Origin of the sequence: Mesorhizobium sp. B3-1-9, assembly GCF_006439595.1 — a bacterium.
Lineage (GTDB): Bacteria > Pseudomonadota > Alphaproteobacteria > Rhizobiales > Rhizobiaceae > Mesorhizobium.
The window spans coordinates 307,770-332,415 of sequence record NZ_VFTJ01000004.1; the positions used below are offsets into that span (position 1 = coordinate 307,770).

At 62.8% G+C, this 24,646-nt stretch carries 12 protein-coding genes, 1 tRNA gene and 1 pseudogene; 7 read left to right on the forward strand and 7 right to left on the reverse strand.

Annotation, left to right across the window (positions count from 1 at the left end; genetic code table 11):
- Positions 1-541 precede the first annotated feature (541 nt).
- The 5 genes and pseudogenes from FJW07_RS09945 (at position 542) to FJW07_RS09965 (ending at position 9,912) form a co-directional block, all read left to right on the forward strand.
- Positions 542-2,965, forward strand: a complete 2,424-nt coding sequence (locus FJW07_RS09945; protein WP_140856103.1) for a glycoside hydrolase family 16 protein — start codon at positions 542-544, stop codon at positions 2,963-2,965.
- A gap of 105 nt (positions 2,966-3,070) precedes the next feature.
- Positions 3,071-5,713 carry a type I secretion system permease/ATPase gene (locus FJW07_RS09950; RefSeq protein ID WP_181182604.1) on the forward strand — a complete coding sequence of 881 codons (2,643 nt, stop codon included), beginning with the start codon at positions 3,071-3,073 and terminating at the stop codon, positions 5,711-5,713.
- Positions 5,700-7,124, forward strand: coding sequence for an HlyD family type I secretion periplasmic adaptor subunit (locus FJW07_RS09955; protein WP_140856105.1), 1,425 nt, complete (start codon positions 5,700-5,702; stop codon positions 7,122-7,124). Before FJW07_RS09950 ends, FJW07_RS09955 begins: the two co-directional genes overlap by 14 nt.
- A 156-nt stretch (positions 7,125-7,280) precedes the next feature.
- Positions 7,281-7,556 (forward strand): annotated as a pseudogene (locus FJW07_RS09960) (phosphomannomutase/phosphoglucomutase); the annotation flags it as partial.
- 55 nt (positions 7,557-7,611) lie between these two features.
- A complete protein-coding gene (locus FJW07_RS09965; RefSeq protein WP_140856109.1) occupies positions 7,612-9,912 on the forward strand; it encodes an AGE family epimerase/isomerase in 2,301 nt (766 codons plus the stop codon).
- 733 nt (positions 9,913-10,645) lie between these two features.
- Here FJW07_RS09965 and FJW07_RS09970 read toward each other — a convergent pair.
- Together FJW07_RS09970 and FJW07_RS09975 are read right to left on the reverse strand one after the other, a co-directional pair.
- A tRNA-His gene (locus tag FJW07_RS09970) sits at positions 10,646-10,722 on the reverse strand.
- A gap of 339 nt (positions 10,723-11,061) precedes the next feature.
- A complete protein-coding gene (locus FJW07_RS09975; protein WP_140709953.1) occupies positions 11,062-11,526 on the reverse strand; it encodes a phasin in 465 nt (154 codons plus the stop codon).
- A 261-nt stretch (positions 11,527-11,787) separates the two neighbouring features.
- Here FJW07_RS09975 and FJW07_RS09980 point away from each other — a divergent pair, with 261 nt between their 5' ends.
- Positions 11,788-15,858 carry a PAS domain S-box protein gene (locus FJW07_RS09980; protein ID WP_140856111.1) on the forward strand — a complete coding sequence of 1,357 codons (4,071 nt, stop codon included), beginning with the start codon at positions 11,788-11,790 and terminating at the stop codon, positions 15,856-15,858.
- A gap of 248 nt (positions 15,859-16,106) precedes the next feature.
- Here FJW07_RS09980 and FJW07_RS09985 read toward each other — a convergent pair whose 3' ends face one another.
- Positions 16,107-18,065 (reverse strand): acetoacetate--CoA ligase, encoded by a 1,959-nt coding sequence (locus FJW07_RS09985; protein ID WP_140856112.1) that lies wholly within the window; start codon positions 18,063-18,065, stop codon positions 16,107-16,109.
- Positions 18,066-18,331: 266 nt separating this feature from the next.
- Here FJW07_RS09985 and FJW07_RS09990 point away from each other — a divergent pair, with 266 nt between their 5' ends.
- Entirely contained in the window at positions 18,332-20,209 is a 1,878-nt protein-coding gene (locus tag FJW07_RS09990) for an AsmA family protein (protein ID WP_140856114.1), read from the forward strand.
- 34 nt (positions 20,210-20,243) lie between these two features.
- Here FJW07_RS09990 and FJW07_RS09995 read toward each other — a convergent pair whose 3' ends face one another.
- The 4 genes from FJW07_RS09995 to FJW07_RS10010 form a co-directional block, all read right to left on the reverse strand.
- Complete coding sequence (locus FJW07_RS09995; protein ID WP_140643701.1) at positions 20,244-21,062, reverse strand: ABC transporter permease subunit; 819 nt, start codon at positions 21,060-21,062, stop codon at positions 20,244-20,246.
- Entirely contained in the window at positions 21,059-22,021 is a 963-nt protein-coding gene (locus tag FJW07_RS10000; protein WP_140856116.1) for an ABC transporter permease subunit, read from the reverse strand. Before FJW07_RS10000 ends, FJW07_RS09995 begins: the two co-directional genes overlap by 4 nt.
- Before the next feature lie 9 nt (positions 22,022-22,030).
- The gene (locus FJW07_RS10005; protein ID WP_140655377.1) at positions 22,031-23,170 is read right to left on the reverse strand and encodes an ABC transporter ATP-binding protein; all 1,140 of its coding nucleotides are present in this window, start codon (positions 23,168-23,170) and stop codon (positions 22,031-22,033) included.
- Positions 23,171-23,250: 80 nt separating this feature from the next.
- A complete protein-coding gene (locus FJW07_RS10010; protein ID WP_140655374.1) occupies positions 23,251-24,348 on the reverse strand; it encodes a polyamine ABC transporter substrate-binding protein in 1,098 nt (365 codons plus the stop codon).
- Positions 24,349-24,646: the final 298 nt, after the last annotated feature.

Consider the following 24,646-nt stretch of genomic DNA (forward strand, 5'->3'; position numbering starts at 1 on the left):
TCCTCAAGTGATCAATTCACGCAGGTACAGATGGTGTGCGTGCGTAAATTAGAATGCGGAAATGCCTGTGTTTGCTTAGGGGCGCGGGTGGAATGAAAACAAAAAAAGACGCAATGAACTAAGGAACTGCTGTGCTTATACTAGATAGCACGCTCGGTGGCACGTCCACCGAGAGGGATGCGCTCAACTTTTATCCGGCTGCGGCTCAAACCGTTGAACTCCTTTCGCGCGTTGGTAGCGACACCGTTTATGGGCTCAAAGGCGAGCGCCTGACGAGCATTTCCGTCGACAAAAGTCGCCTTCGATGGTGGGTTCAACGTTGAGCTCGCTCGACCAGGATGTCTGGGGCGAGGACATCCAAATCTCCGCTACTTTGTAATCAGTCCGCGTTGTCTAGCTGCGAGTTTGAAATCCGTTCGCGTTGCCTGGCTGCGAGCTTGAAATCAGTTCGTTGCCTAGCTGCGAACATGCGACATGTCGCGCAGTTGGCGATGCGCGGCAGTGGAATTCTCTGTTTTCAACGCCAAAGAAGGATCACGGAATGGCTCTCTCCGCACCCGTAGGCTTTGCCTCTAGCGACCTCGTCTATCAGGAAAACTTCTCCGGTACGGCGCTCGGCAGCGATTGGCACACCTACATCACAAGCAAAGCCGCCAACGGCTGGCCATGGAATACCAACGGGTCGGGAGGAAGTACGCCGGGCGGCCCGTATAATGCCGATTACGATGTGCCGAGCCAGGTGTCCGTGAGCAACGGAACCTTGGATCTCACGGCGATCCGACAATCCATCAGCGGTGTCAATCAGGGGGGGACGGCACAGACATTCCCGGTCACGTCCGGCGCCGTCAGCAGCTACGGCAACTTCGAATTCAACGGGGGCTACCTTCAGATCAGTATGAAGGCGCCGAGCGGCGACGGCGCATGGCCGGGCCTTTGGCTGATGCCCGGCAATGGCTCGGGCAGCGGCGACAATTTCGAGCTCGATATACAGGAGGGTGGATTTACCGGTTCGGGACCGGCGGACCAGAATTTCTCCTGGCACCTCCACGGGCCGTCAGGGTGGGTCGGCGACACCATCGACAGCGGCATCGACCTCACGGCCGGCTTCCACACCTATGGCATCTACTGGGATCCTGGCAAATCGATCACCTGGTATCTCGACGGGAAGCAGATGGCGCAAGTGACCAGCGCACAGGTCGCGATCCCGGATGAACCGATGCAATTGATGATGAACAATGGGGTCGCGAATTCGAACGCGTCCGGATGGCATACGGCGCTGGATAGCTCGACCCCTTCGTCGATGCAGATGCAGATCGACCAGGTCCAGCTCTATCAAAAAGCGGGCAGCGGCGAGACCGTCACGGGTGCCAACGTCAGTCCCCAGACGATATCGTCAACCTCCACGACGCCGTCAACGACCCAGCCGGCAGTGACGCAGCCGGCAGTGACGCAGCCGGCAGTGACCCAGCCGGCGGTGACGCAGCCGGCAGTGACCCAGCCGGCGGTGACGCAGCCGGCAGTGACGCAGGTCGCCGCTTCACCGGCAACGGGGATCGAGCATACCGGCGATGCCATCACGTTGACGGTCGGCTTTAACAAGGCGGTGACCGTCACGGGTACGCCTGCACTGTCGCTCAATGACGGCGGAACGGCCAGCTATGTCGGCGGCTCGGGCACGAACGCGCTCACCTTCCGCACCACCGTCGCGCCGACGGACACGAATACCTCGGCGCTCGCCATTACCGGAGTCAATCTTCCGAGCGGCGCGAGCATCAAGGATGCATCTGGTATTGCGGCGAACCTCTCGGGCGCAGTGAAGACGTTCTCCGGTCTCCAGATCGATCCGGTCTTGCCGGCGGTGACGCAGGCCACAGCCTCGCCGGGAACCGGTACCGAGCACGTTGGAGACGCGGTCACGCTGACACTCGGCTTCAACGAGGCAGTGGCGGTATCGGGCACGCCGACGCTATCTCTCAACAATGGCGCGACCGCCACCTATGTGGGCGGCTCCGGAACGGGCGCGCTCAACTTTCGCACAACTGTCGCGTCGACGGACACCAATACCTCGGCGCTCGCCATCACCGGGGTCAATCTACCGAACGGTGCGAGCATCAAGGACGCGAGCGGTGTCGCTGCTAATCTTGCGGGCGCGGTGAAGACGTTCTCCGGTCTCCATGTCGCGACGTCATCGACAGCCCCATCGACCCCAACCACAACGCCAACGACGCCAACGACCCCAGCCACTCCAACCACCCCACCATCGATCGCGCCGGTCCTCACCATCGCGGATCCGACGCTCAACGTGAGCGGGCTGGGCGGTACGGTCGACCTAGGGGTCAAGGTGACAACGACCGACCCCAACGATGTCGTGACCGTGAAGGTGACGGGCTTGCCGAGGTACGAGAGGATCACCGACAAACTCGACGGCAAGACGTTTGCCGGCAAGAACATCACCTTGACGGCCGCGCAGGTCGACAGCGGATTGACGCTGCAATCGAACTATAAGGGCGCGGCTCATCCGGTGGCGACACTCACGCTGACTGCAACGGCGAAGGATCCGGTCACCGGCGCCGTCGCGACAGCCTCGCCACGGACCATCGCCGTAACGGATCCTCGGCCTTCGGCCACCACGACTTCGCCGCGGGTGATCGCCCAGACGGATCATGAGCATGCTCCCGCTACGTCGCTAGGGTCCTCGGCAACCCGGGGCCTTGCGCTGCTGCACGAGCATAAGAACCTGGTCGCCGGCCCCACTACGACCTTTGCGCCGCGAAACAGTGCCATGGCGGATCATCCGCTTGCGACCGGCACAGCCACGGCGTCCCTGGCAAGCCAGAGTTTTGCGGTGCTGAACCAGTATCTGGCCGGCCACTCGGGCCACGTCGACCCCGGTCAGATCGTGGCGTCCTTGTCGAATGGAGCCAACTGGAATCACGACTCGTACCTGACCAGACCGCAACATTGATCGCCTCCGCACCCAGGGGCTTCAGCGCCTGGGTGCGGCACCGTCAAGTTTGTGCTGAGAAGGAACATCGAACGCGGACGCGTATCCGCGAAGGGTTAAGCCGGAATGGCGATGCAGAACGAGAATGCCCACGCCGCAGACTTTGGATTTCGAGCCTTGGCTCTGTTCCTTCGCTTTCATGGCGTAAACGCTAAGCCCGACCAGATCCGCGATCGCTGTGGCGGCGGCGGTGCAATCGGCATCCGCGCGATGCTTCGTTGCGCCCGAGAGTTCGGGCTTAAGGTCGGTTCGCGCAAGACACGGTGGAAACAACTTGCGGGTATCCGGTTGCCCGGCCTCGCTTCACTGCATGATGGCGGATTTCTGCTTCTCGGAAAGGTCAGCGACAAAGGCGCGGTTGTGCTGCATCCGCCCTCGTCAAATGCGAAGCTGATCACCCGCGCGGAATTCGAAGCAATCTGGGACGGCCGTTTGATCTTGGCTGGATCACAGAGCATTGCGCAGCGGGCGCTTCATGCCCTTATTGGCCGTGGGCGTGATCTGGCACGGCGCGCCTGCGATATCTTGATGCGTGCTCGTTTCGCCGATCAAGGCGATAAGGCCGCCCAGGCGGCGAGCACTGCATCTGAGAGCGGCGATGACTCAGGGCTCATCGCCTTGGCGATATTGCTGCGTTGCCATGGCATCGCGGCCGAGCCTGACCAAATCCGGCATCGCATGGGCGCGGCGCGAGTGGGTGTTACCGAAGTCCTGCGCTGTGCAAAAGATTTCGGACTCAAGGCTCGGGCACAGAGGACGAGCTGGAATCGGCTTGCGATTACTCCGCTGCCGGGAATCGCCGTGCTTCGGGACGGTGGATTCCTGATCCTCGGCAAAGTCGTCGACGACAAGCTCCTCGTTCAGCGCCCATCGTCGCCGCAACCCATTACAATGACCCGGGCCGAACTTGAGTCCATATGGGACGGCGACATCATCCTGATGACCCGGCGCGCAGCCCTGACGGACCTGTCGCGGCGGTTTGACATCGGCTGGTTTCTCGGCGCGGTCCACAAGTACCGCCATCTTCTCGGCGAAGTGCTGATCGCGTCATTCTTCCTTCAGATCTTTGCCCTCATCTCGCCGCTGTTTTTCCAGGTGGTCATCGACAAGGTGCTCGTGCATCGAAGCATGAGCACGCTCGACGTCCTGGTCGCGGGCCTTATCGCGCTGACCGTTTTCGAAACTGTTCTCGGCACGCTGCGCGTCTATCTGTTCGCGCACACGACGAACCGCATCGACGTCGAGCTCGGCGCCCGGCTGTTTCGTCACCTGATGGCGTTGCCGATCGCATATTTCCAGACACGCCGCGTCGGGGATTCAGTCGCACGCGTCCGCGAGCTCGAGAATATCCGGCAGTTCCTGACGAGCTCGGCGCTCACGCTTGTGATCGATCTCATCTTCACCGTCGTTTTCATTGCGGTGATGTTCTATTACACGACTCCGTTGACGCTGATCGTCCTGTCGTCGTTCCCATTCTACATCGGCATTTCTGCGGGAGCTGCGCCGCTGTTTCGCCGGCGCCTTGATGAGAAGTTCGATCGCGGCTCGGAGAATCAAGCTTTCCTGGTCGAGACCGTCACGGGCGTCGAGACGCTGAAGGCCATGGCGGTCGAGCCGCAGATGCAGCGCCGCTGGGAGGAGCAGCTCGCCGCCTATGTGACCGCAAGCTTCCGCGTGCTCAGCCTGAACAATACGGCGAGCCAGGCGGTGCAGATGATCAACAAGCTGGTCGTCGCCGCAACCCTTTACTTCGGCGCCAAGCTCGTGATCGGCGGCGGCCTGACCGTCGGCGAACTCGTCGCATTCAATATGCTGGCCGCGCGCGTGAGCATGCCTGTGCTGCGGCTCGCGCAGATCTGGCAGGATTTCCATCAGGCCCGCCTGTCGATCGATCGTCTCGGCGATATCCTCAACACCATTCCCGAGCCAAGCTTCAATCCCGGCCGCGCCGCACTGCCGGCGATCCGCGGGCAGGTGACATTCGAGCACGCGACTTTCCGCTACCGAGTCGACGGCCCCGAGGTGCTGCACGATGTATCGTTCAGCGTCGAGTCCGGTCAGGTCATCGGCATCGTGGGCTCCTCGGGCTCGGGCAAGAGCACCATCGCCAAGCTGATACAGCGGCTCTATGTGCCGGAGAGTGGACGCGTGCTGGTCGATGGCGTCGATCTGGCGATGGTCGACCTAACCTGGCTTCGACGCCAGATCGGCGTAGTCTTGCAAGAGAACGTGCTCTTCAACCGATCCATTCGCGAGAACATCGCGCTCGCTGATCCGGCTATGCCCATGGAGCGCGTCATTGCAGCGGCCTCGCTTGCCGGCGCTCACGATTTCATCCTGGAGCTGCCCGAGGGCTATGACACCATCGTGGGCGAACGCGGCAGCAGTCTTTCCGGCGGGCAACGCCAGCGTGTCGCAATCGCCCGGGCACTCATTACCGATCCGCGCATCCTCATCCTCGATGAGGCGACCAGCGCCCTGGATTACGAAAGCGAGCGCGCCATTCAGCAGAACATGAAACGAATTTCTGCCGGCCGAACCGTCTTCGTCATCGCTCATCGGCTCTCGACCGTGCGCCACGCGAACCGGATCATCACGATCGAGCATGGACGCATCGTCGAGGATGGCACCCATGATGACCTAATCCGCTCGAACGGGCGCTACGCAAACCTACACTATCTGCAAGCTGGCATCCATGACGTCCGCTAGCCGAAACATCGTCCCATTTCCGAGAGCCCAAGTTCGCCGCCGGGAGCACGAAGTTGCGTTCCTGCCGGCAGCGCTCGAAATCACCGAAACGCCGCCGTCACCGATCGGCCGCGCGATCGCGGCGAGTATCGTCGCTGTCTTCTGCGTCGCGCTGGTGTGGGCATCGTTGGGCAGCATCGATATCGTCGCAACCGCGACGGGCAAGATCGTGCCAGACGGGCGCAGCAAGCTGATTCAGCCATTCGAGACGGGCGTTGTCCGCGCCATCAACGTACGCGATGGACAGAGCGTGAAGGCCGGCGACGTGCTGATCGAGCTGGACCCGACCATGACGGAAGCCGACCAGCAGCGCCAGAAGAGCGATCTTCTTTCGGCCGAACTCGACGTCGCCCGGCTGCGCGCGGCGCTCGCGGAGAATCCGCTCGCGGCCTTCCGGCCGCCGCAGGGCGCGGGCGCCGGGGAGATCGAGATGCATCGTCAATTTCTGATCAGTCAGGTCGGCGAACAGAACGCCAAGCTCGCGGAGATCGAGCGCCAGCAGAATCAGAGGGAAGCAGAACGATCGACTACTTTGGCAAGCGTCGCGAAGCTCCAGGCGACGACGCCCGTGCTGCAGGAGCGAGTCGACATTCGCAAGAAGCTCGTCGACAACGCGCTTGCTTCGAAGGTCGACTATCTCTCCGAGTATCAGGAGTTGGTCGGCCTTCAGCAGGATCTCAACCTGCAGCAGAGCCGGCTGCGCGAAGCCGATGCAGCCATCGCGGTGCTAAGGGAGACGAAGGAAAAGACCGCCGCGGAGTATCGGCGCGCGACCTATGACGCACTCGCGAAAGCCGACCAAAGGGTTGAGAGTGCCGAGCAGGAGGAGATCAAGGCAGAGCAGCGCACGAAGCTCCAACGATTGACCGCGCCGGTCGACGGCGTCGTGCAACAACTCGCCATTCACACGGTGGGAGGCGTGGTTACGCCTGCTCAGCCACTGGCCGTGGTGGTTCCGAGCGAGAGCCATCTCGAAATCGAGGCCATGCTCTCCAACCGAGATATCGGATTCGTCCACCCGGGACAGAAGACGGAAATCAAGGTCGACACATTCAACTTCACCCGCTACGGGCTTCTTCATGGAGAAGTGCTCAGCGTGTCACCGGACGCCATACCTCGCGAGAGGCAGAGCGATTCGAACGACCGCGTATCGGGCGCAGAGCAGAGCGACAGTGAGCCGAGGGGTCAGGAACTGGAATATGCCGCACGCGTTTCGCTTGACCGTGCGTACATGCAGGTGGACGACAAGCTCGTCAAGCTCGGTCCGGGCATGGCGGTGACGATCGAGATCAAGACCGGCGCGCGCAGTATCATCGGCTACTTTCTCTCGCCGCTGGCGAAATACAAGCAGGAAGCGCTGCGAGACCGTTAAAAAGCGCACGAGACATCCTTGCGGCCGTCGGCAGGCATGCTTCAATTGTATGAGGGGGTGTGAACCGGGGCATTTGGGCTACCCCCAATTCATGAAGAGAGCCTGGACCCGGCTGCATGTTAGGATCGTACCGCACGCAATTGCGGATCAGAAACCGTGACGCTCAACATAGTCGGCCAGGCCAAGTCGAACACAGTCGCCTTCGAAACCAGTGCTCTCATCAGGGCCACTGGCTTCCGCGAATACGACGCGCGTTGGTGGTTCGGGCATCCGGGCTCCGAGCAAGAGCCCGAGCGCAACTTGATGGAGGTACAGGCGCTCGGCATGGGGCCCGGCACCATGATCCATCGAATGGGCGTAGGCCCTGACATCGTCACCGGCCATGACTTCCGCGGTTATTCCGTGGCGTTCCGGGCTCTCGATTCTGTCCTGTGCCGCAATCCAGAAATCGGCGCCTACAATCAGACATTCTGAGAGGAACTGGACCATGCCGGGCCGGATCGTATGTTTTGTCATGAGCGGGGGCGTTGGTTCACGGCTTTGGCCGCTCTCGCGCGAAGACAATCCCAAGCAATTCCACGACCTTTCCGGCGACGGATCCATGCTTGCGAAGACCGTCCGGCGTCTCAAGGCCCGGCCCGGAGGTGAGACCCCAATCTACCTGATAGCGTCCGAGCGGCATGCCGATCGCGTTATTTCCGACATCGGTCCACTCGGCTTGGACGGCGGCAGACCGATTTTTGAGCCAGTTGGCCGCAATACCGCCGCGGCAGTCGCTATAGCCACCCTGCAAACGATCTTCGAGCATGGCGGTGACGCGCTTGTGCTCGTGGTCCCCTCCGATCATGAGATATCAACCGAGGCGCAATTCTGGGAAACGGTCGAGGTGGGCCGGCCTGTGGCCGAGTCAGGACGCCTTGTCATATTCGGCATCAGGCCGACACATCCGGAAACCGGGTACGGTTACATCGAGGTTGCGGCAAATGCCGACGGCGTGGCCGCCGTTGCGCGCTTTGTCGAGAAGCCCAATGCCGAGACAGCTCGCCAATATGCGTCGTCGGGAAGGTTCTATTGGAACGCCGGCATCTTCCTGTTTCGCGCAGACACGATGCGGCGAGCATTTCTCGAGTTCCGGCCAGACATCTGGGACAGCGCCGAACGGGCCCATAAGACCGCACGGGACGACGTTTCGGGCATCTACCTGCCACAGAGTTTCTACTCGGCTGTCCCGTCGACCTCGATCGATTACGCCGTCATGGAGCATGCCCACGATACCGCGATGGTTACGGCCTCCTTCCGCTGGAATGATCTTGGATCGTGGCAGTCGCTGCTCGAAGCCAGCCCGACCGACAGCGACGGCAACGTCGCGATGGGGGACGTCGTCGCGATGGACTGCAGCAGTTCCTACCTTCGAAGCCAGGGCAGGCTGCTGACCGTCATTGGAATGAAGGATGTAGCCGTGGTGGCAACGCCAGACGCGGTATTCGTCGCCCCCGTCAGCCACAGCCAGAACGTCAAGAAGGTTGTCGAACAGTTGGAGAAGAGCGGACGACTCGAGACCAAGTTAACAGCGTCGGAAGACCGGGTCATCGTCAGCGGGTCATGGCGCAAGCGCGTCGAGCACTGGCTTTTCAACGAAACCCTGCCGGTGTGGTCCACTGCAGGCGTTGACGACGTGTATGGCGGATTCCATGAGTCGCTCGGTTTTGACGCGAGGCCGCTACGCAAGCCCAAGCGCACGCGGACGATGGCTCGTCAGATCTACGCTTTCGCGGTGGCCAAGGAACGCGGTTGGCCTGGACCCGCCGACAAACTTATCAACCACGGGATCGACTTCATCGCGAAATACGGTCGCACCGACCGCGGCGGCTGGGTACGCACCCTAAATTGCAACGGCAGCGTGGCTGACCCGGCGGAGGATGCCTACGACCAAGCCTGCGTGCTGCTGGCGCTTGCCCATGCTCATCGATGCGGCCACCAGGACGCCCTGCGGCTTGCACAAGAGACATTTCATTTCATCGACACGCATCTCGAGGACGGCAGCCTGAACGGCTTCCTCGAGAGCCCCGTCTGGAGCGGGGCGCGGTTCTCGAACCCGCACATGCACATGCTGGAATCCTTCCTTGCCTGGCATGGGGTCACGGGCGAGCGCGCATATCTGCGTCGCGCGGCACGCGTCATCGATCTCTTCCGATGCCATTTCTTCGACCAGGAGAGCTGGACAGTTGGAGAACGCTTCGACGTCGATTGGCTGCCGTTGCCGGGGGACGATGGACAGTGGACCGAACCAGGGCACCATTTCGAATGGGCCTCTCTCCTCGTCGATTTCGCGCGGGCGAGCGGCCAGAAGGACTTGGTAGCATATGCGAGAAAGCTCTATTCCTCGGCGGTTGCCAGCGGTTTGAACCGGGCCACGGGTCTGGCCTATGCAGCCGTCTCGCGCCACGGACTGCCCCTCGACCGGCTTTCGCGAAGCTGGCCGCAATGCGAGGCGATCAAGGCGGCAGTTGCCCTTGATGGTATTGGCGGGCCTGATTTGAAACCCGAGATCGAAGCGCGCGTCGCCCGGCTCTTCAGATGGCATATCGATCCCGCACCGCTTGGCTTATGGGTCGACAGGATTGATGAGCGCGGAAGGTCAGTGGCGACGGAGGTCCCCGCGAGCATCTTCTACCACCTGGTCACGGCGTTGATGCAGTATCTGGACAAGACCGGGGGACAGGTCGAAGCTTTCCCGCTGCCGGTTTCGGAAGTAGGCAAGTCCTCGCTTAGGCAGGTCTACGCCTGACTTGACGGTTCGTCATGCGGAACGCGGCGGGTAGCTTGGCCGTGACAATGGATTCGCTGGGTCGGCTCTGGTCTATTTGTCAGAGAACGCATTGCCCACGCTGCGTGCACGGCCATATAGGCAGGACGCGACTTAAAAGCGCGTCGCGCTGAAGCGGATTCAGGCGCTTTAAGGCTTTGTTTTCATGCATGTCGTTATCGCAAAACCGCTGCACACTTTGCGCGACACGCATTAGTCAGACGTAATCCAAGGCACAAACCTTGGCGGCTGGCGCTCATTGTTTGCGCAGGAATTCAAGTAGCCTTGGCCGAGCTGAGACTGACGCAACAAAGCATCCTTTTGGCTAAATTAGCAATTTCATGAATAGGGACTAAAGGTCGTTCTAGCCGGCACCGCCCAAAACGCTGGTCAGGCCCAGCGGCCGTCCAAGTCACCCCCGCGCCTGCTGGGCCGCTCCTTAACCCGCCGGCTATTGAAATTGCCGTATCAACTGAACGAGCGACAAACCGTTTGACGGCTGCAAAAAGCTCGAAGCGGTGATCTGATCCGCAAACCGTCCTGTATGCACGCCGTTGCCGCCGTTTACCGCATGCATCGATCGCAGGCATTCCGGCCTCATGTAACGGAGCTATGTGTGGGGAAGCCAGGTCGAGGAGCAGGAAACGTTGGAAGGTGGACAGAAGCGACAATCGGAAATTCGTTAGCAACATAAGTGACTTAGCGAATAGCCCGATGGTACCGTTGGCTGGGATCGAACCAGCGACCTCCGGATCCACAATCCGGCGCTCTAACCAGCTGAGCTACAACGGCGCGCTTGCCTAAGCGGGATCGAGGAAGCTTCTTTCTCCGCGATCCGCTCTGTCGTTCGGCGATGCGTCAAATACGGGCTATCGGATTCTAATTCAAGGGCTTTGATAAGGGAAAGGACGGGTTTCCTCATCCGCCGTCGTCAAGGCAAAAGAAAAGGCCGGCGGGAGGAGGTGCCGGCCTTTTCCTGTTACGAGCCAGCGGGAGGAGGTGCTGGCTGGTCACCCCGGAAACGGAGGGAGGAGGTTCCATCCCCGGGTATCTGGTTGTTCAACCCTATCGCACGACTATTTGTCTGACGAAATGCGACGTTTTGATGCATTGCAGGGTTGTGCGCGAAAATCAGGCAGCCTTGGCGTCCTTCATCGCCTTCTCAAAGGCGCTCTTTACCGGCTTGGAGACGTCCTCGACCGCCTTGGTGGTAACGGCCTGGAACTCCTTGGCCTGCTCGACGGCCATTTCGACGCGCTTGCGCAGGAAGGAGGTCTGCAGCTCGACGACTTCCGAAAGGGTCTTGGCGCCGACCAGGGCTTCGAGGTGCGAGAAGCTGGCCTCGGCATTGGCGCGCAGCGCAGCGATGGCCTTCAGCGAAACGTCGCTGGACACGGTCTTGGCGGTCTCGTAAGTCGACTCCAGAACCTTCTGGGTCTCCTCGGCGCCGGTCTTCAGCTTGGCATAGGCTTCCTTCGACTGCTCGACGCCCTTCTCGGCGAAGGCGCGGATCTGATCGGAGGCCTTGGAAGCGTCGAAGCTCGGGAATTCAACGTTCTCGATGGTCTCGGCAGTCTTGGCAGTGGTCTTGGACATTTTCCAACCTTTCGGGGCAGCGGCTTTGACAGAAAGCCGTCTCGTTCATGTATGATGGCAATATAAAGGGTTTTTTGTGCATTGCAATATCTTTGTTGCACCGCACCATAAAATCTTCCCCGACGTCAGCCATAGGGCCGTTAACCAAGAGCCCAGAGATTTCGACCCATGCAAGCCTAGGCTTGTGGACCTTGGGGCCACAGGCTTTTATTAACAAAGCGTTAACTGAAAAAATGCCCGCTCCGGAGGGTTGGCCAGCGCATGCCGCCTGAAAACTACTCCTTCCTCGACGTTGCCGTACTCGACGCGGTGCGCCAGCGCTTTGCCGCCGGCGACGCGCTGGCCATTTTATCGACCGACCTCGAACAGGTGATCTGGGCGAACGGACCGGGGGCGTCGATGTTCGGCTATCCGGATATCGAGGCCATCATCGGCGCCTCAGCGCGGCTGCCGTTGGTCGCGCGCCGGCAGATCATGGCGACCAGCGGCTTTCCCAACATCGGCAGCGATCGCGCCATCACGGTGAGGCTGGCCACCGGCATGGTGAGCCGCGCAGCCGGCTTCCTGGCCAGCGCCGTGACGATGCCGGACGGCGAGACGGCAATCATGCTGGCGGTACCGGCGGCGCAGACCAGTTCGCGCAGCGCCAGCGAAATCGCCAGCCGTGCAATCGGCGGCTTTACCGAGGCCGGGCATTTCATTGCCTTCGTCGACGCCCAAGGCGATGTCGAAGCAGCCTCGGACGGCTTTGCGGCGCTCGGCATCGAGCCGCGGACGCTGGCTGCCCTGGTTGCGGATGTGGCAAGCAGCGGCGACCGCGTCGTCAAACGCCTCGTGCCGGGCACCAACACCTCCTATCCGGCCGGGTTTGCACGGCTCACCGATACGCGCCATCTGCTGGTGGTGATCGACGAGGACCAACTCGACGACTCCGGTGGCGGCCAAGACGATCAGCCGGTCGCCGACCGGGGCGATCAGACCGGCGATCAGCAAGTTGCGGCGCCCGAGGCGGTTAACGCCCCGCCGCCAGGTGAAAGCCCGGCAATCGAGCCCGAGCCTCAGCCTGTCCAGGACAACCCAATGCCTATCGTGGCGGCCGGCGAAGGGGCCGAGCCAACGCCGGAGGCTCCCGACGGCGACGCACGGCCCGACGCGGAGAGCCGGACCCTGGCGGACCAGCGGTCTACCCGGACCGACCATCAGGCCGACGCCGCCGACACCAGCCGGCAGGCCGCCGATGCCCGCGCCGGCCAGCACGATCATTGGTACTTCAATGCCGGCAACGAGGACACCGGACATGCTCAACCGGCAGCGCCGGCGGAGGAGGCACCGGAGGGCGCCGCCACGGCCAAAGGTCAAGGGCAGGATGGCGGCGAAACCGCCGCACGCGAAACCGCCACACCCGCCCAGCCGACCCCGCCCCGCGACATCGACCGCTCCGCGCCGCCATTGCGCTTCGTCTGGCGCACCGACGCCGAAGGCCGGTTCAGCGCGCTGTCGCCCGAATTCGCCGACATCGTCGGCCAGCCTGCCGCCGATGTGATCGGCCGCCGCTTCAAGGATGTTGCAGCCACTTTCGGCCTCGACGCCTCGGGCGAGATCGCCGGCCTGCTCGACCGGCGCGATACCTGGTCCGGCCGCTCGGTGCTGTGGCCGGTGGCCGGAACCGGCCTGAAGATCCCCGTCGATCTGGCGGCGCTGCCCGTCTATGGCCGCAGCCGCGCCTTCGAGGGGTTTCGCGGCTTCGGCGTCGCGCGCAGCGCCGACGCCGTGGCCGATCCGGAGGCGCTTGGCGTGGCCCTGGTGCCGAATGCCGCACCAGCCGGAGCCGTTGCTGCCGGGGCCGAGCCGTCGGTCGAGCAGCCAGGCTCGGAACAGACCGAACAGCCGAAGCCTGAAGACCCCTTCCAGGGCGAAGTGCCGGCATTGACCATCGTGCCGAAGCCGGAGCGGCGCTTTGCCGACAAGGTGATAAGGCTGGCCGAGCATCGCCAGCCGGCCAACGACAAGCAGCCGGGAAGCGACACGCCGGCAAATCAGAGGAGCCTGTCGATCCTCGAGCGCAGCGCCTTCCGCGAGATCGGCGAGCGGCTGCGCAAGGACAGTTCCGCCCCTGCCGAGGAACGCGCCGCCGAAGCCTACAAGCAGCCAGATGCGGCCGCCGCCGGCGAGGGCGCGGCGACGGTGAAGGAACCGGCCAACGAAGCGAGGGCCGACGCAAACCAGCCGCTTGCGCCCGGCACAGCGGCGGACGACGGTTCCGAGCGGGAAGCGAGCTTGGCATCCGCAGCGCAAGCCCCGGAAGCCGATGACGCGAAGGCAGATGCGGAGACCGCGGAAGCGGAGACCGAAGCGGGAGACCAGGAAGACCTGGCGCGGCTCGATGGCATCGATGGCGCCGCCGAGGCAGACGACACCGGCCAGGCCGAGACCTCGGCGGTTTCCGGCTCGCTGCTCAACTATGCCGATGGCGAGAAACCCACGGAAGACGCCGGCGTCGCGCCGGTTTCCCAGCCCGAGCAGGCAGAGGGCACCCGTCAGGCCGACGAATCTGCTTCCACGGAACCGCGGCAGCCGGTCGAACAGCCTGAGGCAGAGCCGGTCGCGGCCGGGCAGTCCGGCCTCGACGCGACGGCCAACGACGACAGCATGACCGCCGACGATTTCCGCGATGCGCAAGACAATGAGGATTGGGCAGGCTCCGACGCGAATACCGCGGCGGCGGCGGAAGAACAGCCGGAAGAAGCGGCAGCGCCGGCGCGGCCGCGCCTCGACGTGCCGCCGCTCAAACTGTCGGGTTTCGTGCCGTCCGCTTTTTCAACCGGAGAGGAAGCCAAGGCGCCCGATACACCCATCCTCGCCAGGCTGCCGGTGCCGCTGCTCATCCATTCGGGCGACGTGCTGCATTATGCCAACGAAGCCTTCCTCGAACTCACCGGCTACGGGGCGCTGGACGACCTCGCGGATGCGGGCGGCCTGGGCGCGCTCTTCGCCGATCCATATGCCGAGGACACCGCGGCGGACGAAAGCGACCACTCGCTGAAGCTCAAGACCCGCAACGGCCAGGAATTCCCGATCGATGCGCTGCTGCGCTCAGTGCCGTGGCGCGGCGGCAAGGCGCTGATGCTGGTGGTGCGGCGTTCCGGCGAGGACGACGCGGCGCATTTCACCGCCGCCAATGACGAACCGGCGCTGCAGCCGGACGTGCCGGAACTGAAGTCGCGCATTGCGGAAATGCGCACCATTATCGACACCGCCACGGACGGCGTCGTGCTAATCGGCCGCGACGGCGACATCCGCTCGATCAGCCGGCCGGCGGAGGCGCTGTTCGGTTTCGACAGCGACGAGGTCGCCGGCAAGCCCTTTGCCTCGCTGTTCGCCATCGAGAGCCAGCGCGCGGCGCGCGACTATCTCGCCGGCCTTTCGGAGCCGGGGGTGGCGAGCGTCTTGAATGACGGTCGCGAGGTCATCGGCCGCGAGGCGCAGGGACGTTTCATTCCGCTGTTCATGACCATCGGCCGGTTGCCCAACGACAGCGGCTTCTGCGCCGTGGTGCGCGATATCACGCAATGGAAGCGTGCCGAGGAAGACCTGACGCAAGCGCGCGCGGTGGCCGAGCGCGCCTCCTCGCAGAAGACGGATTTCCTGGCCCGCATCAGCCATGAGATCCGCACCCCGCTCAACGCCATCATCGGCTTTTCCGAGCTGATGGTGGACGAGAAATTCGGCCCGATCACCAACGACCGCTATCGCGACTATCTGCGCGACATCAACCGCTCGGGCAACCATGTGCTCGACCTCGTCAACGACCTGCTCGACATCTCGAAGATCGAGGCCGGTCAGCAGGAGATGGATTACGAGGCGGTGTCGCTCAACGACACGCTGGCCGAGACGGTGGCGATGATGCAGCCGCAGGCCAATCGCGAACGCGTCATCATCCGCTCCAGCTTCGCCTCGCGGTTGCCGGAAGTGGTGGCGGACCTGAGAAGCGTGCGCCAGATCGCCCTGAACGTCCTGTCCAACGCCATCCGCTACACCCAGGCCGGCGGCCAGGTGATCGTCTCGACCGCTTACGAAGCCTCGGGCGATGTCGTCATGCGCGTGCGCGACACCGGCATCGGCATGACCCAGGCCGAGATCGAGCAGGCGCTGAAACCGTTCAAGCAGATCAACGCGTTGAAGCGCGGACGCGGCGACGGCACTGGCCTTGGCCTGCCCCTCACCAAGGCCATGGTGGAGGCGAACCGCGCCCGTTTCGCCATCACCTCGACGCCTGGCGAAGGAACCCTGGTCGAGGTCGCCTTCCCGTCGACCCGCGTGCTCGCGGAGTAACCTGCCGACGAGCCGCGCCAAAGAAAAAGGCGTCCTGGGGGACGCCTTGAGAAATGGGATGCTGTCACAACGGGGGCTTGAGCTGAACCTCAGGGACGAGGAACGGGATTTCTCCCTCAAGTTACACGCGACTATCGGGGTCGTCCCTTAACAAGTCCTTACCGGGTGTCAAAAAAATTTACGAATGTGTACCACCCGTGAAATCTAGGTAAATTCGCCGGACAGATTTCGTTAACCACGGCATGCCGTCAGCCCGCAAGCTGCGGCAGGTCGCGGAACAGCTCCAGCGCCTCGGGATTGGCGAGCGCTTCCTTGTTCTTCACAGTGCGGCCGTGGACCACGTCGCGCACCGCGAGCTCGGTGATCTTGCCGGACTTGGTGCGCGGGATGTCTGTGACGGCGACGATCCTGGCCGGCACGTGACGCGGGCTGGCGCCGGTGCGGATCCTGGCGCGGATGCGCTTTTCCAGATCTTCGTTGAGGGTCACGCCAGCAGCCAGCCGCACGAACAGCACGACGCGCACGTCGTTGTCGAAATCCTGGCCGATGCAGAGCGCCTCGAGGATTTCCGGCATCTGCTCGACCTGGTTGTAGATCTCGGCCGTACCGATCCTGACCCCGCCCGGATTGAGCGTGGCGTCGGACCGGCCGTGGATGATCATGCCGTCATGGGCCGTCCATTCGGCGAAGTCGCCATGGCACCAGACATTGTCGAAACGCTCGAAATAGGCCGCGTGATATTTCTTGCCTTCGGGGTCGTTCCAGAAACCGATCGGCATCGACGGGAAAGCCCTAGTGCAGACAAGCTCGCCCTTCTCCTGCCGGATCGACTTGCCGTCGTCGTCCCAGACGTCGACCGCCAGGCCAAGGCCTGGGCCCTGGATCTCGCCGCTCCAGACCGGCTCGGTCGGCACGCCGAGCACGAAGCAGGACACGATGTCGGTGCCGCCCGAGATCGAGGCCAGATGCACGTCCTTCTTGATCCCGTCATAGACGAAACGGAAATCCTCCGGCGACAATGGCGAGCCGGTGGAAGAGATGGTGCGCACGCTCGACAGATCGTGGCTCGCGATCGGCTTCAGACCGGCCTTGCGCACCGAATCGATGAATTTGGCCGAGGTGCCGAAATAGGTCATCTTCTCGGCATCGGCGAAATCGAACAGCACATTGCCGTCGGGGTAGAAGGGCGAGCCGTCATAGAGCAAAAGCGTCGCACCCGAGGCGAGGCCCGAGACCAGCCAGTTCCACATCATCCAGCCGCAGGTGGTGAAATAGAACAGGTGATCGCCGTCGAGCAGGCCGGCATGCAGCCGGTGCTCCTTGACGTGCTGGATCAGCGTGCCGCCGGCCGAATGCACGATGCATTTCGGGATGCCGGTCGTGCCCGAGGAGAACAGGATGTAGAGCGGATGGGCGAAGGGCAGCCGCTCGAAGCTGACAGTCCTGGCGGCAAAGGGCGAAAGCGCCTCTTCGAGCGCGGCTGCCTTGTCGATGGTGGCGGCGACATCGCTCGAGGTGCCGAGATAGTCGACGATGAGCACCTTGCGGACGCTCGAGAGTTTCTCGGCCACGGCGCGCACCTTGTCGGCCACCTCGATTGCCTTGCCGTTGTACCAATAGCCGTCCGGCGCGATGAAGACGACCGGCTCGATCTGGCCGAAGCGGTCGAGCACGCCCTGCTCGCCGAAATCGGGAGAGCATGACGACCAGACGGCGCCGATCGAGCTTGCCGCCAGCATCGCCGCGATCGTCTCGGGCATATTCGGCATCATGGCGGCGACGCGGTCGCCGGCCTTGACGCCGAGCGACAGGAAGAGCTGCTGCAGCCGCGAAATCAGCGCATGGAGCTCGTTCCAGGAGAGCCGCCGCTCGACCTTGTCCTCGCCGCGGAAGACGATGGCCGGGCCGCCGCCGGTCTTCTGCAAAAGGTTCTCGGCGAAATTGAGCCTAGCGTCGGGAAAGAAGCTGGCGCCGGGCATCTTCTCGCCGTCGACGAGGTGCCGCTCGCCCTTGTCGCCGACAAGCCCGCAGAAATCCCAGACCAGGCTCCAAAAGGCTTCGCGGTCGTCGATCGACCAGCGATGGAGTTCGGCATAGCCGGAGAACGACAACTCGGCCTTCACTTGCGCGGCCTTCATGAACGCGGTCAAAGGCGCTGCGTCGATCCGCTCCTGCGTCGGGGTCCACAAAGGTGTGTCGGCGGCCATGATCGCTCCTCCCAAAGCGCGTCGCGTTCGAGCCAATTAAGCTCATCGTCGCATCTGCCATCGTCCCAGAAACGGCGCGCGATTGCGGATCGGGATCGTGCAGACCGCTTATGCATATTGCAGCGCAGCAGAGCAAGATTTTGTTCGGACGAGCCCCGGCTGTCGCTGCGCAAATGCCATCGCAAGGCCATAAAGACTTGAAAAGCGTCGGCGCTCGGTTACACCCGTCGGGCGATTTTGTCGGCAATGAAAGCATGCGGGGCGAAATGCCATCATCTCTGATCCGGCGCGGGGTGTGGGCGATCGGCCTTGCCGTGCTTATCATCACGCTCGCGGTCGCGGCGCTGCCGCTGATTGCCTCGACCCGCATCGTGCGCGACCGCATAGCCTGGGAATTGAGCGCCTGGAGCGGCTTCAGGGTGACGATCGACGGCTCGCCGCGCATCGAGGTGTGGCCGAAGTTCCGCGCCATCCTGAGCGACGTGACGCTGTCGCAATGGACCGAGACCGACGCGCCGCCGGTGGTCGAGGCCGATCGCGTGGAAGTCGATCTGTCCGCCATGGCGGCCTTGCAGGGCAACGTCGCCTTCTCGACCGCGAGGCTGGTGCGCCCGACGATCAGGGTCCAGCACATGGCGAGCGGCTTCTATCTGCCGCCGCTTCCGACCGGGGGGCGCATCACGCGCTCGATCGATACCGCGCGCGGCGTGGTCACCGCCAACCCGCAGAAGCCGGATCTCGGCAAATTGCCGTCCGATCCGTTCGGCACCGTCGAGTTCCGCGATGGCCGCGTGGTGACTTCGGTCGACGGCAAGGACGCCGAAGTCCTGAGCAGCCTGAACGGCCAAGTGAACTGGGAGGCGATGAACAGCGAAGCATCGCTGACAGCGACCGGGATCTGGCGCGGCGAAAGCGTGCAGCTCGATTTCTCCTCGACGAAACCGCTGGTGCTTTTTGCCGGGGGAGCCGCGCCCGTCACCCTTTCCTTCAAGGCGGCGCCTGCGACATTCTCCTTCGACGGAACGGCCTCTATCTCGGACAATGCCTATCTGGACGGCCAGGCGAAGTTCGCCGCGCCGTCGCTGCGGCGCGTGCTGGAGTGGTCGCAGGCAGGCATCGCGCCCGGTGCTGCTATCGGCGCGGTCTCGATCGCGAGCAAGGTGAACGCGTCGGCGGGGCGTGCGAAATTCGAGAACACCACCGTCACGCTCAATAACAATCCGGGCATGGGAGCGCTGGATTTCTCCTTCGCCGAGGGCAGTCCGGTGATAGCCGGCACGCTCGCCTTCGACACGCTGGACCTGAGATCCTTCCTGTCGGCTTTCACGCCTGTCGCGCCCACCGGCGAGGCCGGCCCGGGCGACATCGACACGAGCTTCGCCGACCGCATCAACCTCGACCTCAGGCTGTCGGCGGCCCATGCCACGGTGGGACCGGTCCAGCTTGCCGACGTCGCGGCCACCGCGCAGGTCAAGAACGGCCTTGCCGTCTTCGACATATCCGACGCGTCGGCCTTCAACGGCAACATCCAGAGCAGCCTGCGTTTCGACCGCAAGCCAGAAGGCACGCAGGTCGAGATGCGGCTCCTGGCATCGGATGTGGATACGGGAGCCTTTGCCACAGCGGCGGGAATGACGCGGCTGGTGCCGGCTGGCACCGGGACGGTGTCGATCATCCTCAAGGGACCGGGCAAGGCCTGGAACTCCATCTTCGAGAATGCCGACGGATCGTTCTCGGCGACTTTCGGGCCGGGCACGCTCAACGGGCTCGACCTGCCGGCCTTCCTCAAGCGCAACCAGCAAGGCGGCTTCTTCGCGCTCGACGACGTTGCCAATGGTTCGCTGCCGATCGACGGCGCCGAGATCAAGGCGAGCATTTCGAAAGGAGTGGCGCGCCTCGACAAGGCCGAGATCAATTCGCAAAAATACAAGATCTGGCTATCCGGCATCGCCTCCTATGTCGGACGCGGGCTGGCGCTTTCGGGCGGAGTGGTGCCCAACGGGCAGCCGGCACAGCAGCCCCAGGCCAACGGCCAAGCGGCCAGTCCGGCTCCCGCGCCGCCGAGCCAGTCGCTGTTCTTCGTCGGCGGCAACTGGAGCGCGCCGTTCATATCGCCGATCGCTCCCGGCGTTTCGGGCCAGTAGATGCGGGGGAGCAAAGCGCCCTCGCTCCTATCACTCAACCGCGCTGCGCGGCCTGCTCGTCGAGCTGGCGCTGGATCTCGCGGCGCTTGTTGGCGATCGAGGCGATGATGACGCCGATCGCCACCACCGCGATCAGGATGGTGCAGGCGGCGTTGATTTCCGGCGTCACGCCGAGGCGCACCTGGCTGTAGATCTTCATCGGCAGCGTGGTGGCGCCGGGACCCGAGGTGAAGCTCGCGATGACCAGATCGTCCAGCGAGAGCGTGAAGGCCAGCATCCAGCCGGAGATGATCGCCGGCAGGATGACCGGCAAGGTGATCTGGAAGAAGGTCTTCACCGGCGGCGCGCCGAGATCCATCGCCGCCTCCTCCAGCGAACGGTCGAAGGAGACCAGCCGCGACTGCACGACGACGGCGACGAAGCACATTGTGAGCGTGATGTGGGCGAGCGTGACCGTGAGGAAGCCACGGTCAAGGCCGACAGCGACGAAGAGCAGCAGGAGCGACAGCCCGGTGATGACTTCCGGCATCACCAGCGGCGCAAACACCATGCCGGAAAACAACACCCTGCCGCGGAAGCGCGTGAAGCGCGTCAAGGTCAGCGCTGCGAGTGTGCCGAGCACGGTCGCCACCGTCGCCGAGATGACGCCGACGCGCGCCGTCACCCAGGTGGCGTCCATCAGGCCCTGATTGTGGAAAAGCGACACGTACCATTTGGTCGAGAAGCCGCCCCAGACGGTGACGAGCTTCGATTCGTTGAAGGAAAAGACGATCAAAAGCACGATCGGCAGATAGAGGAATGCAAAGCCCAGCACGATCGAGGTGATGTTGAAGCGGCTCCAGGTCGAGTTCATCTGCCCTGCTCCTGTGCCTTGGCCTGCGCCTGCTGGAAGAACATGATCGGGATGGTCAGCACCAGAAGCAGGATGACGGCCACCGCCGATGAGACCGGCCAGTCGCGGTTGGAGAAAAATTCGTTCCAGAGAGTCTTGCCAATCATCAGCGTCTGCGAGCCGCCGAGGAGGTCGGGAATGACGAACTCGCCGACCGCCGGGATGAACACCAGCAGGCAGCCGGCGACGACGCCGGGCAGCGACAGCGGGAAGGTGATCTTCCAGAAGGCGCCGGTCGGCGGACAGCCGAGGTCCTGCGCGGCCTCGATCAGCGAATAATCCATCTTCTCCAGCGAGGAATAGAGCGGCAGCACCATGAAAGGCAGATAGGAATAGACGATGCCGATGAAGATCGCCGTGTAGGTGTTGAGGATCACCAGCGGCTGGCTGATCAGGCCCGTGGCGAGCAGGACCTGGTTGAGCAGGCCCTCGGGCTTCAGGATGCCGATCCAGGCATAGACGCGGATCAGAAACGAGGTCCAGAACGGCAGGATCACCAGCATCAGCAGGGTCGGACGGATCGTCGCCGGCGCCCGCGCCATGCCGTAGGCGATCGGATAGCCGACGATCAGGGTAAGTATCGTCGAGATTCCGGCGATGATCAGGCTCGTCACATAGGCGTTGAAATAGAGCGCGTCCTGGGTGAGCCAGGTGTAGTTATCGAAATTGAGCTCGCGGACGCCGGCGAAAAATCCCGAAACGCCGTCCTTGAAGCCGAGCACCGGCGTATAGGGAGGCATCGAGATCGCCGTCTGCGACAGCGAAATCTTGAAGACGATGATGAACGGAACGAGGAAGAAGAACAGCAGCCAGAGATAGGGGACGATGATGACGAGGCGGTTGACGAAGCCTTTCACCAGCCTCGCCGGCAGTGTTGTGGTTTCAGTCGATGGAGCGGCAGTCGCTGCGATATCCGTCATCTCAGCCTCCTACCTGGCCAGCACGACGCCGGCATCGGGCCGGAAGGAGACCCAGGCACGGTCGTTCCAAGTGAGCGGATCCTCGGTCACGCGCGAGGCGTTCAACGCGCTTGCCCGCACGATCTGACCGTCGTCCAGCCTGATGTGGTAGACGGTCATGTCGCCGAGATAGGCGACGTCATAGACCTCGCCTTCGAGCGCGTTGACGGCATCGGCCGGCTTTTTGGAGGAAACCCTGATCTTCTCCGGCCGGATCGCGAAGACGATGTCGGAGCCGGCAGCGGCGTTGCTGCCATTGTCGACGACGATCTCAGCGCCGGTCGCGCCGGTGATGCGCGTGGTGCTTGCCGTGCGTTCGGCAACCTTGCCTTCGAACATGTTCACATTGCCGACGAAGTGCGCCACGAAGCGCGAGGCCGGCGCCTCGTAGATTTCCGCCGGTGTCGCGACCTGCATCACCTCGCCCTTGTCCATGATAGCGATGCGGTCGGCCATCGTCATGGCCTCTTCCTGGTCGTGGGTGACGACGACGAAGGTAAGGCCGAGTTCCTGCTGCAGGTCCATCAGTTCGAACTGCGTTTCCTCGCGCAGCTTCTTGTCGAGCGCGCCGAGCGGTTCGTCGAGGAGCAGAACCTTCGGCCGCTTGGCGACCGAGCGGGCAAGCGCCACGCGCTGGCGCTGGCCGCCCGAGAGCTGGTGCGGCTTGCGCTTGGCGAATTGCTCGAGCTTGACGAGCCTGAGCATCTCGGCGACGCGCTTTTCGACATCGGCTCCGGGCATGCCTTCCTGCTTGAGGCCGAAGGCGATGTTCTTTTCCACCGTCATGTGCGGGAACAGCGCGTAGGACTGGAACATCATGTTGACCGGCCGTTTGTAGGGCGGGATGCCGCGCAGGTCCTGCCCGTCGAGCAGGATGCGGCCCGCCGACGGCTCCTCGAAGCCGGCGAGCATCCTGAGCAGGGTCGACTTGCCGCAGCCGGACGCGCCGAGCAGGGCGAAGAATTCGCGCTCGAAGATGGTCAGCGACAGGTTGTTGACGGCGGTGAAGTCGCCGAACTTCTTGGTGACCTTGTCGAACTGAATATACGGCTTGGCGTTCGGGTCGTTCCATGGCGCGAAATCCCTGCGGATGCTGCCAAGCGATTTCATGGTCCCCACTCCGTACTTTCTTAAAAATTCCCAAAGGAAAGCGACCCCGGCAGTTGGCTGCCGGGGTCGTGTCTCAATGCTTACTGGCCGGTGACGATCTTGGTCCAGGTGCGCGTGATGATGCGTTGTGTCTTGGGATCGTATGGCGCAACGGTATACAGCTTCTTCGTCGTCTCTTCGTCTGGATAGACCGAAGGATCTTCCAGGATCGCCTTGTCGATGAACTGCTGCGAAGCCTTGTTGCCGTTGGCGTAGAGCACGTAGTTCGACGACTTGGCGATGACTTCAGGCGTCATCATGTAGTTGATGAACTCGAGTGCGTCGGCGACATGCGGCGCATCCGCGGGGATCGCCATCTGGTCGAACCACATCTGGGCGCCTTCCTTCGGCACCGAATAACCGATCTCGACGCCCTGCTTGGCTTCCTCGGCGCGGTTGCGCGCCTGGAAGACGTCGCCCGACCAGCCGATCGCCATGCAGATGTCGCCGTTGGCCAAAGCGTTGATGTATTCGGACGAATGGAACTTGCGGATATAGGGCCGGACCTTCAGCAACGCTTCCTCGGCCTTTGAAATGTCATCGGGCGAGGTGCTGTTGGGATCGAGCCCGAGATATTTCAGCGCCGCGGGAATGATGTCGGCTGGGGAATCCAGCACATAGACGCCGCAATCCTTCAGCTTGGCCAGCTTGTCCGGATTGAAGAACACGTCCCAGCTGTCGATCTTGTCGGTGCCGAGCGCGGCCGTCACCTTCTTGACGTTATAGCCGAGGCCGACCGTGCCCCACATGTAGTTGACCGAATATTCGTTGCCCGGATCGTATTTGGCGGTGCGCTCGGAGATGACGTCCCACATGTTGGAGATGTTGGGCAGTTTCGACTTGTCGAGCTTCTGGAAGACGCCCGCCTGGATCTGGCGCGCCAGGAAGTTGGCGCTCGGCACGACGACGTCATAACCGCTGCCGCCGGCAAGCAGTTTCGTCTCCAGTATCTCGTTGGAATCGAAGGTGTCGTAGACGACCTTGATGCCGGTCTTCTTGGTGAAGTCGTCGATGATCGAGCTGTCGATATAGTCCGACCAGTTGTAGACATTGACGACGCGGTCTTCGGCATGGCCGCTTAAGGTGAAAAGCGTCAGAAATGCCGAGGTCGCCGAAAGCCATAGAGCTTTGCGGATCATGGTGTTCTCCTTTGGTGAGTGTTCCCTCGCCGGCTCGTCGCGATATGGCGGGGCGGCGTTGGTTTAAGACTATTGAGCTTTCCGGAGAGCGACAAGCGTGAACTGTCGACGCCAGGCTCGGTAGCGACATCAGGGTTCGAGACAGTTTGGCCTTCCCGGCAAGGCACCCGGGCGGCGTCAGCGGCATTGACCGCGGCGTATGCATAGCTATCACGATGCTGTCCGGTCCCGAGCGGGCCGGCGGAGACACTTGGCAAGATACGCCTGTCTTGTTGTTGCCGTAATTGCAGCCTGCCCG